This window comes from Colwellia sp. BRX8-4, assembly GCF_014077345.1.
GTDB lineage: Bacteria > Pseudomonadota > Gammaproteobacteria > Enterobacterales > Alteromonadaceae > Colwellia_A.
Genome location: NZ_JACGVS010000014.1, coordinates 61034 through 72955, shown reverse-complemented (window position 1 = coordinate 72955; position 11922 = coordinate 61034). Strand labels below are relative to the sequence as shown.

9 protein-coding genes are annotated in these 11922 nt (G+C 38.7%); 3 read left to right on the top strand and 6 right to left on the bottom strand.

All coding sequences use genetic code 11. The features are described 5' to 3' along the window. Positions 1–15: 15 nt before the first annotated feature. From mnmA to dinG, 4 genes are all read right to left on the bottom strand, one after another. Positions 16–1167 carry a tRNA 2-thiouridine(34) synthase MnmA gene (gene mnmA / locus H4J56_RS12840; RefSeq protein WP_070373718.1) on the bottom strand — a complete coding sequence of 384 codons (1152 nt, stop codon included), beginning with the start codon at positions 1165–1167 and terminating at the stop codon, positions 16–18. 63 nt (positions 1168–1230) lie between these two features. Next, positions 1231–1731, bottom strand: coding sequence for an NUDIX hydrolase (locus H4J56_RS12835; protein ID WP_182259436.1), 501 nt, complete (start codon positions 1729–1731; stop codon positions 1231–1233). A gap of 4 nt (positions 1732–1735) precedes the next feature. Beyond that, positions 1736–2380 carry a pseudouridine synthase gene (locus H4J56_RS12830; RefSeq protein WP_182259435.1) on the bottom strand — a complete coding sequence of 215 codons (645 nt, stop codon included), beginning with the start codon at positions 2378–2380 and terminating at the stop codon, positions 1736–1738. Positions 2381–2383: 3 nt separating this feature from the next. Then, positions 2384–4501 carry an ATP-dependent DNA helicase DinG gene (gene dinG / locus H4J56_RS12825; RefSeq protein ID WP_182259451.1) on the bottom strand — a complete coding sequence of 706 codons (2118 nt, stop codon included), beginning with the start codon at positions 4499–4501 and terminating at the stop codon, positions 2384–2386. Between the two features lie 140 nt (positions 4502–4641). On the opposite strand from dinG, the gene H4J56_RS12820 reads away from it, so the two are divergent. The 3 genes from H4J56_RS12820 (at position 4642) to H4J56_RS12810 (ending at position 9041) form a co-directional block, all read left to right on the top strand. Beyond that, a complete protein-coding gene (locus H4J56_RS12820) occupies positions 4642–7155 on the top strand; it encodes a DNA polymerase II (protein WP_182259434.1) in 2514 nt (837 codons plus the stop codon). A 121-nt stretch (positions 7156–7276) separates the two neighbouring features. Beyond that, positions 7277–8461 carry a cystathionine beta-lyase gene (locus H4J56_RS12815; RefSeq protein ID WP_182222014.1) on the top strand — a complete coding sequence of 395 codons (1185 nt, stop codon included), beginning with the start codon at positions 7277–7279 and terminating at the stop codon, positions 8459–8461. A 58-nt stretch (positions 8462–8519) separates the two neighbouring features. After that, positions 8520–9041, top strand: a complete 522-nt coding sequence (locus tag H4J56_RS12810) for a GNAT family N-acetyltransferase (protein ID WP_070373714.1) — start codon at positions 8520–8522, stop codon at positions 9039–9041. A gap of 90 nt (positions 9042–9131) precedes the next feature. On the opposite strand, the gene secF is transcribed toward H4J56_RS12810, so the two are convergent. Both secF and secD read right to left on the bottom strand, forming a co-directional pair. Next, complete coding sequence (gene secF / locus H4J56_RS12805) at positions 9132–10052, bottom strand: protein translocase subunit SecF (RefSeq protein WP_182259433.1); 921 nt, start codon at positions 10050–10052, stop codon at positions 9132–9134. Further along, positions 10049–11899, bottom strand: a complete 1851-nt coding sequence (secD, locus tag H4J56_RS12800; protein WP_404842642.1) for a protein translocase subunit SecD — start codon at positions 11897–11899, stop codon at positions 10049–10051. The genes secF and secD overlap by 4 nt, the downstream gene beginning before the upstream one ends. Positions 11900–11922: the final 23 nt, after the last annotated feature.

Genomic DNA, 11922 nt, shown 5'->3' with positions numbered 1-11922 from the left:
AATTTTCGTTATAACTTAACGGATAAGTGTGTTGATGATACCGCCGCCAAGACAAATATTATCTTGATAAAAAACTACAGATTGTCCCGGTGTTACTGAACTTTGTGCTTCATCAAACATGACTAAATATTCACCATCGCTCATCGGAGATAGATGACAAGGGACATCATCTTGGCGATAGCGGGTTTTAACGGTACATTTTATTGGCGTATCAAGAGGTTTGCGGTTCACTAAATGTAATTGATTACCGATTAAACCTTTAGAAAATAGACGAGGGTGGTTATGACCTTGACCAACAATTAAAACATTGCGCAATAAATCTTTTTCAACAACGTACCAAGGCTCTTCTCCGGCATTAGCTAAACCGCCTATGCGAAGGCCTTTGCGCTGACCTAGCGTGTGGTACATTAAACCGTCGTGCTCACCAATGACATCGCCTTCAGCGGATTCAATTTTTCCTGGCTGCGCGGGTAAATATTGACCTAAAAAATCTTTGAATTTACGCTCACCAATAAAACAAATACCCGTGCTGTCTTTTTTATTATGAGTAATTAAGTCAGCCTGTTCGGCAATGGCGCGTACTGCAGGCTTTTCGATATTACCCACAGGGAATAATGTCCGTCCCACTTGCTCATCGCTTAGCGTATATAAAAAGTAACTTTGATCTTTATTACTGTCTAAGCCGCGTAACATAGCCCACTGACCATCAATAAACTCACGCTGAACATAGTGTCCGGTGGCAATATAGTCGGCATCTAAGTCTTCACAAGCAAACTCTAAGAAGGCCTTAAATTTGATTTCTTTGTTACACATAATATCAGGGTTCGGCGTGCGACCTGCTTTATATTCAGCTAAGAAATACTCAAAAACATTATCCCAGTATTCTGTTGCGAAATTAATGGTGTGTAACTTTATACCGAGTTTGTCACAAACAAGTTGTGCATCTTCGAGGTCTTGTGCCGCTGCACAGTATTCATCGGTATCGTCTTCTTCCCAATTTTTCATGAACAGGCCTTCAACTTGATAACCTTGTTCAATCAATAAGTGTGCAGAAACAGAGGAGTCAACACCGCCAGACATACCAACAATTACTTTGGTGTCGTGTGGTGCTTTACTTATAGGCGCGGTGTTTTGGTTTTCAGCGCTCGATGATACTTGTGATGACATTAAAACTACAAATCTAGAGAAAAAGGCGAAAAATTATAGCATGTCAGGATTTAGGGGCATAGATTAAAGATTGGATTTTAATGAAGATAATGATATTTTTTTTCCATTTTTCAAAACAGCTAAGTAATCCTCAATACATTCCAAGACCAGCGTGCTGCGTAATTGTGCAGATTTTGCTTTTATTTCATCAAATGACAGCCAATGGGTGGCAATAATCTCATTATCTTGAGGGATACTTTGTAGAAATTCATCAAGTTCGATAACAAAACAAAATCGAAGGTAATAAAGATTGATATCCGGGCGATAAAAATAATAAATACCTGAAACGTAATTCGGCGAAAGTGTTAAGCCTGTTTCTTCAAGAACTTCTCGTTCAATGGCACTAATTAAGTTCTCATTCGCCTCTAAATGTCCAGCAGGTTGGTTAAAGACTTTTTTACCTTTTTCAATTTCTTCAACCAATAAAAACTTATTTTGATGAACAATAATAGCTGCCACGGTAGCATTGGGCTTAAATTGATCTTCGCCATGGTCATTACCGGCAATGTTAACTGCTAGTGTCATATTCTTATTCACTTTTAAGTTGTTGGTAATGGCCATTTTCGATACCGTCAAGGCTGTATTGACCAATGCTGTAACGGATAAGTCGTAGCGTTGGAAAATTAATAGCCGCGGTCATTCTGCGGACCTGCCGGTTCTTTCCTTCGGTAATCGCGATACTGAGCCATGTCGTGGGAATATTCGCTCGCTCGCGTATTGGCGGGTTACGAGGCCAAAGGTCTGGTTCATTGATCACTTTTACTTTTGCTGGTAACGTTTGGCCATCTTTTAGTTCCACACCCTTTCGAAGTTTTTGTAAATCAGCTTCCTGTGGTACACCCTCGACTTGTGCCCAATAGGTTTTTTCAGTTTTTTCGGTTGGGTTAGCCAGTTTGTGCTGCAATTTCCCGTCATTGGTCAGCAACAATAAGCCTTCACTGTCGCGGTCTAAACGCCCAGCCGCATAAACGTCTTTAACCGGAATAAAATCTTTTAAGGTTTTACGCTGCTGATCGTCAGTAAATTGTGACAGTACATCAAAGGGTTTATTGAAAAGTACTAACACTCGATCTGCTGGGGAAGGGCGAGGCTTAACATCTTTTAATGCGCGACTCTTTGATAATCGACGATTAGTTGAGTTTGACGCTTTTGTACGGTTAGTGAGGTTAGTCAAAGCTTATCCTTTTGAAATAATTTGATAGGGCGGTAAAGAATCAAGTAATTGCTTACCATAGCGCTTGGTCACTAAACGTTTATCCATTAAAGTAATGATACCGGTATCTTTCTCATTTCGCAGTAATCGTCCTGTCGCTTGAATCAGTTTTTTGGATGTTTCTGGCACTGAAATCGACATAAAAGGATTACCGCCTTTAGCGGTAATGTATTCAGCTTGTGCTTCTTCAACGGGTGATGTTGGCACAGAGAAGGGTAATTTGGTAATAATCAAATTAGTTAAATATTTACCGGGTAAATCTAAACCCTCAGAAAAACTTTGTGTGCCAAAAATTATACTGGTTTTATCTTCATCACAGCGTTTTCTATGGGCCTCAATAATATGCTGACGTGACTGCTCACCCTGAACTAGAATCTCCATTTTGTGCTGCTCTCGTAAGGATTTAGCTACTTGTTCCATTTGCCAATACGAAGAAAATAGCACTAAACAGGCTTTTTCTTGCTTAATTAACACCGGTAACTCATTAATTAATTCATCAGTGAACTGAGGGCTACTTGGCTCATTTTTCATTTTAGCGATAACAAGTTGCGCATTGTTTTGATAATCAAACGGTGAGTCGACTTTTTGATATTGGGTGCCATCATTCGTTTGTAAACCGACCTGGCGTCGAAAATGCTCAAACGAATTCAATGCTAAAATAGTGGCTGAACATAATACCGCCCCTTCACATTTTGACCAGAGAATATCTTCAAGGGTAAAGCCCACTTCAATAGGGGAAGCCGACACTAAAAAGTCACTACGTTTCCCTGTCAGTTTTTCGAACCACCTTGCCATTGGAGCGCCTTTCTCACTGTCTGTTTTGGCATACATTTTCCATAGTGAGTTGAAATTTTCTAACCGTTGGATCATAAAACCAGCTTCTGCAAGTAAGGGCTCGGCAACAAACATTTTACACTCCCCGTCTTTCACTGACTCCATCAATAAATTATATAGCTTATTGCAATGTCCTAAACATTTTTTACTGAGCTCTGCTAAATCTTTAGCTGAGTTTTTTAAGTTCGGTGGAACGATTCCGTTTTCAAAACGATATAATGCCGCCTCGTCATCACGAGAGAAACGGCTATTTTCTTTAGCTTTTTCATTGAAATATAACGCCTGATTGTTTTCGATAAAGCTCGCTACTTTTTGCATTTCCATTAATAAATCTTGGCAATCGTCCCCTAACTTTAACGAGGGTGAAATGGCCGAAGTCGACTTTATTAATTTTGCCATTTTATCGCCGGTTTCTTTTAACTTAGTTAGCCAATCAATAGCACCTTTAATGGCAACATTCGCACTTGAATGATCACGGGTTACTTTAGGCAGATGATGTGCTTCGTCAATAATGTAAAAAGTGTCTTCTGGCGAGGGTAAAATAACACCTCCACCAAGCTCTAAATCAGCCAGTAATAAACTATGGTTAATGACCAACACATCGGCAGACTCCATGGTTTCTCGAGCTTTATGAAAAGGGCAATGGGTGTGATCGGCTAAATGTTTTAAACAACTGTGTTTGTCACATTGAATTTGTTGCCATAAATGATGAGGGATAGGGTCAGCCCAAGAATCTAGATCGCCTTGCCATTTATTATCCGTTAACGCTTTATGTAAATGATGTAATAACTTTATATCCATGGCATTAGGTTTTTGCGCAAAGGTGAAACCGGCCTGAGGTGAATCGTCTTGACTCACAGCCAGGGCTAATTTTTGCCGACAAACATAGCGCTGGCGACCTTTGACTAAGGTGAAATTAAAATCTAAGCCTGAATGTTTCTTTAAGAAGGGTAAATCTTTATCCACTAATTGTTCTTGTAGCGCAACTGTTGCAGTAGAAATACAGACCTTTTTTTGACGTGACATCGCTAACGGAATAGCGCCTAATGAATAAGCCAAGGATTTACCCGTACCGGTGCCGGCTTCTATGATAATAATTTTTCGCGCTTTATCGTATTCTCCCGCAAGAGTTTTAGCTATTTCGGCAATCAAAAAAGTTTGCTGTTTTCTTGGGTGAAAGTTTTCTAAATTTTCACCAATGGTTTTATACGATGTGCGAATTGCTACTTTAATTTTATCGCTTAGCATGCTGTTAGCCATTTAGGGTTCATTAGGTTATATACTCATTCCAGTTAAATAGGCTGAATCCTGTATCTTCAAATAGGATGAGTATATACTGCTGTATATATTAACAGTTTATCGTTATCCGCAACGAATTAAAATAATTAATGTCATTAACTGTAGAAAAATTAACGCCTAGCTTGAATTATGGCTTTTTATTAACCCGTCAAGCCTATGATACCAAACAAGGTATCGAATTGTCTTTATGGGTTAAAACCCTTCAAGGTGCTGTTAATGTTATTGTGCAAAATCAACAGGCATTATTTTTTGTTGAACAAACGCAGCAAGTACACGCGCAAAGTCTCCTGTCGGAGCAGCGAATAGTAACGGCTAAAGTTACCCCGCTTGCGCTTAAAACCTTTAATCAACAACTCGTCAGTGGCTTTTATTTTTCAACGATGCGTGAATTCTATCGCGCACGCGATGTTTTAAAACAAGCCCAAATAAAATGCTATGAAGACGATTTTCGCCCCGATGAACGCTTTTTAATGGAGCGCTTTATTACCGCTGGTATTGAATTTATCCCTCGGTTAACAGCTTCATCGGTAACCGAATCTGCCAAACAGTTTTCACAGACTAACTTTGCTACCTTTTATAGTGACAAATGCCGAGCAACGGATAAGACTCAGTTACTTGATGATATTGCTTTAACTATGGTATCACTCGATATTGAGTGTTCAATGGCAGGGGAGCTTTATTCTATTGGTTTACATTCTCATAAAATGTCTGATGGTAAGCCGATAAAATGTGTTTTGATGATCGGTGATCAAAACAAGTTTTTAGCAAAAATAACGCAGTCCAAGTTATCCGACGCTGAGGCGACAGAAATCGCAGAGCACATCGTTTGGCTTGACAATGAACAAGCGCTGCTAGCTGAGCTGATCGCTTGGATAAAAATCCACGACCCCGACATTTTTATTGGTTGGAACGTGATTAACTTTGATTTTAATTTGCTACAAAAACGCTGTGATATTTATAACATCCCTTTTAATATCGGCCGCAATGACAAGTCACCTCGCTGGCGAACACGTTCGGCAGGTGGTAGTCAAAATGAGCAAAAATTTATTGATGTCGCTGGCAGAGTGGTCCTTGATGGTATTGATTTACTAAAAAACGCGACTTATAACTTTCCAAGTTTTTCGCTTGATTTTGTTGCCAATGCCTTATTAGGTAAAGGGAAAAAAGTTGATGATGTTGACAATAGAATGCAAGAGATTAACGACAACTTTACCAATGACAAGCTAGCTTTAGCCGCTTATAACCTTGAAGATTGCCATTTAGTTACCCTGATCTTTGAACAATCTCTATTACTAGAATTCACGCGTTTGCGCGCCAAACTAACTGGTTTATCTATAGACCGTATTGGCGGCTCTGTGGCAGCGTTTACCAATTTATATTTACCTAAATTACACCGTAGTGGTTATATTGCGCCCAATATGGGCGATGGCTTGCAAGGGCTAATTTCTCCTGGTGGTTATGTGATGGACTCTATTCCGGGTTTATATAAAAATGTTTTAGTACTTGATTTTAAAAGTCTTTACCCCTCTATTATTCGAAGTTTTAATATTGATCCTATGGGCCTAATTGAAGGTTTACAATCACCAGAGACTAGTATCAAAGGTTTTGATGGTGCTTATTTCTCTAGAGATAAGCATTTTTTACCTGAAATTATTAATGAGCTGTGGTTAGAGCGTGATATTGCTAAAAAAGATAAAAATGCGGCATTGTCGCAAGCGATAAAAATTATTATGAATTCGTTTTATGGGGTCTTAGGCTCTACGGGATGTCGATTTTTTGATCCACGTTTATCGGGCTCAATCACTAAACGAAGCCATGAATTATTAATCACCACTAAAATGTGGCTAGAAGATGATGGTTATCAAGTTATTTATGGTGATACCGATTCTATTTTTGTTAGTGTTGACGATGATTTTAGTCACCAGCAATGTCAAAAGCTGGGTAAAACCTTACAAGATAAAATTAATCTTAGGTGGCAAGCAACGCTTAAAAAAGAATTTGCGATAGAAAGCCAACTTGAAATTGAATTTGAAACACATTTTAGCCAATTTTTGATGCCAACCATCAGAGGGCAAGATGTCGGTACTAAGAAGCGTTATGCTGGCATTGTAGAAAAAAATGGCTCATCAGAATTGATTTTTAAAGGCTTAGAAAGCGTCCGTACCGATTGGACTGAACTGGCTAAAACTTTTCAACGAGAGTTGTATTTAAAAATATTTAATGGCGAACCTTTTGCTGACTATGTACGCAATATTGTTACTCAAACATCAGCAGGGCAATTAGATCATTTACTGGTGTATCGTAAACGCATTCGTAGGCAGTTAGATCATTACATTAAAAACGTGCCTCCACATGTTAAAGCGGCACGTTTAGCCGATGATATAAACAAGATAAATAAGCAACCGCTAAAATATCAGCAACGTGGTTGGATAGAGTACCTGATCACGACTTCTGGACCGCAAGCAAAAGGTTATGTTAACGCGCCACTCGATTACCAGTTTTATATCGATCGGCAATTAGCGACCGTTGCTGATGCTATTTTACCTTTTGTCGGGAGTAGTTTCGAAAAATTAACCAGTGATCAAATGAACTTGTTTCAATAGCCTCTGCTGTTTTAATTAATATAAATAAATCGTGCATCATGCTTGGAAAGATCATAAGGTGACTTTATTGAGTTAGCTATTTAGATGGCTAAATGAATTTTATGTTTTAGGATGAAAGATCATGATCAACGATACCAAAATAGTCAATGCAGGACGAAAATCAAAATGGACACGTGGCGTTGTTAATCCCCCAGTAGAACGTGCATCAACCGTTGTTTTTAATACGGTTAAAGAAATGAATCACGCAACAGCAAATCGTGGTAATCAAGTACTTTTCTATGGCAGAAGAGGCACCTCAACGGCTTTTGCTTTCGCCGATGCTATGACTGATCTCGAAGGCGGCGCTGGTTGTGCCATTTATCCATCGGGTACTGCGGCGATCACTAATGCTATTCTTTCGTTTGTTAAAACCGGTGACCATATCCTTATGGTCGATACGGCTTATGAACCCACGCGTGATTTTTGCGATAAAATATTGGTCAATATTGGCGTTGAAACGACTTATTACGATCCAACTATTGGCCGAGATATAGCCGGACTTATTAAAGAAAACACCCGACTTATTTTCTTAGAGTCTCCTGGTTCTATTACCATGGAAGTTCAAGATGTTCCCGGTATAGCTGAAGTTGCTCACCAGCATGGCTGTATGGTTATGCTCGATAATACTTGGGCTGCAGGGGTTAATTTTCAACCTTTTGATTATGGTGTCGATATTTCGATTCAAGCAGCGACTAAATATATCGTTGGTCATTCAGATGTGATGTTAGGTACGGCAATAGCCACTGAAGAGTATTGGCCACAACTGCGTGAAAACAGTTATCTGATGGGGCAATGTACTTCACCCGATGATCTATATTTGGCAATGCGTGGCATTCGTACCTTAGGTGTGCGTTTAAAACAACATCAAATTAGTGCGCTAAAAGTGGCTAATTGGTTAGCAACACGCGAAGAAGTTGATGTTATTCTTCATCCTGCATTCGAATCGTGTCCGGGCCATGAATATTTTAAGCGTGACTTTACTGGTGCTAACGGTTTGTTTTCATTTGTGTTAACCCGTGGTGATAAGCAATCACTTAATGCCTTACTTGATGGTATGGAACATTTTAAAATGGGCTATTCGTGGGGCGGTTTTGAAAGTTTAATTTTGGGTAATACCAATGTTGGGCGTTTGCGAACAGCGACAAAGTGGAATTATGAATATCCATTAATTCGCCTGCATATAGGTTTAGAGGATGTTGATGACTTAATTGCCGACCTTGCTCGAGGCTTTGATAGATTGAACACTGCCTTAGAAAATAAATCTTAGACAGTATTTTATTAAAAAATAAAGCTTAGGCTTTACGCGTTAAAAGTTTGGAATTTACATGCTTCTATGCACAACACAAAGGTTAACCATTAGGCACCTGAATGAGCAGGACCATGAATTTGTTCTGCAATTATTGAATGATGATGCTTTTATTAAAAACATTGGTGATAAAGGGGTTAGAGAGACTAAAGATGCAATTGCCTACTTAGTTAATGGTCCACTAGCAAGCTATAGCGAACAGGGTTTTGGGCTAAATTTAGTCGCTTTGAAAAGTGATAACACACCGATTGGACTCTGTGGTTTGTTAAAGCGGCCTGAATTGGAATTCCCTGACTTAGGTTATGCCTTGTTACCTGAATATTGTTCGCAAGGCTTTGCTCGAGAAGCCTCATTAGCCGTATTAAAAGTTGCTTATGACAATAATTATGCGGCAAATGTTGTCGCGATCACCTCACTAGAAAATACTCCCTCTAACGTATTATTAAAAAAGCTTGGTTTTGTATTTGAACAGACTATTGAGTTTTATGGGTCAACCAATAATCTTTATAAAGTCAGACTGGCTTCAATTTTTGAACAGTAACCAACTTTAAAGACAGTAACGTTTAACACTAGGATATGGACTTAAGTGTAAATATCCTAGTGTTGCCAATTTCCTCTCAAACTGTTTACATTAGGGTAAAGGACAAACCTCTAGCTCTTTTTGTTGATAATAATCAGCGGTTAGCCCGAGTAATTGTGGCACTGTTGCCGCAATTACAATAGAAGAGAAAGTGCCCACTAAAATCCCTGAAAATAGCGCAATAGAAAACCCCGCTAAAGACTCTCCGGCAAAACCCCATACAGCCATAATAGTCACTAAGGTTGTTCCTGAGGTGATCATCGTTCGCACTAAGGTTGATTTAATAGCTTGATTGATCACTTCATCTATTGTGGTGTCATGGGTAGATTTCATTATTTCTCTGATTTTGTCACCGACAATAATAGAGTCATTTAACGAGTAACCTACAATAGCTAATAAACTCGCTAATATTGTTAAATCAAAGGGGATACCAAACCATGCAAAAAGCCCCAGTACAATAAGTACATCATGAAAAAGCGCAATAACAGCCCCCGCGGCTAAACGCCATTCAAATCTAAAAGACAAATACATTAAGATAACAATGATTGCGGTTAATAGTGCTAAGCCACCTTGGTTAATTAAGTCTTCTCCGACTTGGCTGCCAATGTAAATAGCATCTTGAGGGCTAATGTTTAGTTGATTTTTGTCAGCAAAATCAGATAGCCATGCCTTATCTTGTAAACTGACGTTATTATCTGCTTGTTGAACACTCCAATGAGTCCCTTGCTCTGCAGAGGTCAGTTTAAAACTTTCTGGAAGATAGTTACTGAGTAAGTTATTCATATCCTGTTGACTGAGTGATTTCTCGGTTGAAAATTCAGTTAAGTAACCACCGGTAAAGTCTAAACCGAGTGCTAAACCTTTATTTAATAGTCCTACTAGCGCTATAACAACAAAAATCATAGCTATAAAACAACCCACTAGGCGAAAAACACTTAATTTAGACGTTCTATTTATTTTAAAATTTTTCATACATTAACACCTAATAATTGAGCTTTATTTTTTCGAATGACAAGGTTTGTTAAACTTTTAGAAACAAAAACGCCGGTAAACATACTGGTTAAAATACCTAAACACAAAATAAGGGCAAAACCTTTTACTGGGCCGTTGCCTATGGTGTATAAAATAATACCAGTGATCATGGTGGTTACATTGGCATCAAGAATCGTTGAAAATGCACTTTTATAGCCTTGCTCAACAGCTGATAGTACTTTATGTCCACGCTTTAACTCTTCTTTTATCCGCTCAAAGATAAGTACATTGGTATCTACAGCCATACCAACCGTCAATACTAAACCAGCAATACCCGGAAGTGTTAGTACTGCCCCAGGGAGTAACGACATCAACCCTAGTAAGCTTATTAAGTTTAATGTTAACGCTACATTAGCGATAAGCCCCAAAGTTCTATACCAAAAAACCATGAATAACAAAGTAAACCCCATGCCTATACTCAGTGCTTTTATACCATTTTTGATATTATTTTCGCCGAGTGTCGCTTCAATGGTGCGCTGTTTTACTATAGTTACTGGCGCTGTTAGCGAGCCTGCTCGTAATAATAATGACAGTTCTTGTGCCGCATGTTGGCTGGGCATGTTGGTAATACTAAACTGTGAACCTAAGTGTTGTTGAATGGTGGCAACATTAATTATTTTACTTTTTTTAACCATTTGATCATCAGCATCTCGATAAAACTCAGAAAACACCGTCACCATAGCATTACCAATATTTTGCTTAGAAAATTGCGACATCTTCTTACCACCTAAGCCATCTAAGGTGAGGTTGACTAAAGGCATGCTCATTTGATCTTGTCCTGCGCGAGCATTTTCGATATTACTACCTGAAAAAACTACCTGACTGTTTAAGGTAAACGTTCTGCCATGTTCGTCCGCCATGCGTAATATACCTGCTGCATTTGAGTTTTCGGCAAGCTGATAAAAATCAAGTGATGCCGTGGCACCTATAATACGTTTTGCTTCCTCGGGATCATGAACACCAGGCAATTCAATACGAATATGGTTTTTACCTTGTTGAAGTGTTACCGCTTCGGTTATACCCAGCTCAGCTATTCTTCCACGCATCGTTTTTAATGTTTGCTGCATAGTTTCTTGGCGAAATTGAGCTGTTTTTTGCGAGGAGTATGACAAGATCACTTGGTCATTTTGATTTTTTTGTTGAGATAAATCAGGGTAGGCTGCTTTTATTTTAGTGAAAAGTATAGCCATTTTACTTTTGTCAGCGTTAGAAAAATTCACCGAAAGGTTTTGATTGTCCGCATCTCTAGTAAGATCAATCTTATGTTGAACAACACTAACGCCTCGAATACGTTCTTCCATAGCTAGGGTTTTTATTGCTAATGCGATGTTTTTAAGACGGTCAAATAAAGCTTGTTTTGTATCGACATCAAGTACAAATAATACTCCACCACTTAAATCTAAGCCTAATTTTATTGGCTTAGCGTCGAATGATTGCAACCATGAGGGTACGCCACTTATCACCGAGGTCTCAACACGATAATGATTAAACTCATTAGATAAACGTGTGTTAACTGACGCTATGTCGGCTGTATTACTGAGTGTTATTGACGTTGTCTTATCAATAGTATGAATTTTATCAACGGTTAAGTTGTTCTTATTCAATAAACCTTTAAGCTCACTAGTCGTTAGTTGTTGCACGTTCGCATTAATAGGTGAGAGGACAATGGTGACTTTATCTTTATATATGTTGGGTAGGGCATTTACTAATAAAAAAACTAAGGTGAAAATAATTAATAGGTTTTGCCATGTAAAGTAACGATATGGCTTTTTTCTAGGTGAATTCATCATAAAATCTCGAAATTTTGCTA

What these genes read in the sequence shown, in the direction of transcription:
- secF (WP_182259433.1), bottom strand. Translation starts at nt 10,052, where the DNA reads ATGAAAAATTTTAAAATAAATAGAACGTCTAAATTAAGTGTTTTTCGC.
- H4J56_RS12835 (WP_182259436.1), bottom strand. Translation starts at nt 1,731, where the DNA reads ATGACACTAGCAGTTAACATTGCCGGTAATGACCATGGCGAAGATCAA.
- dinG (WP_182259451.1), bottom strand. Translation starts at nt 4,501, where the DNA reads ATGCTAAGCGATAAAATTAAAGTAGCAATTCGCACATCGTATAAAACC.
- H4J56_RS12820 (WP_182259434.1), top strand. Translation starts at nt 4,642, where the DNA reads ATGTCATTAACTGTAGAAAAATTAACGCCTAGCTTGAATTATGGCTTT.
- mnmA (WP_070373718.1), bottom strand. Translation starts at nt 1,167, where the DNA reads ATGTCATCACAAGTATCATCGAGCGCTGAAAACCAAAACACCGCGCCT.
- secD (WP_404842642.1), bottom strand. Translation starts at nt 11,899, where the DNA reads ATGAATTCACCTAGAAAAAAGCCATATCGTTACTTTACATGGCAAAAC.
- H4J56_RS12815 (WP_182222014.1), top strand. Translation starts at nt 7,277, where the DNA reads ATGATCAACGATACCAAAATAGTCAATGCAGGACGAAAATCAAAATGG.
- H4J56_RS12810 (WP_070373714.1), top strand. Translation starts at nt 8,520, where the DNA reads ATGCTTCTATGCACAACACAAAGGTTAACCATTAGGCACCTGAATGAG.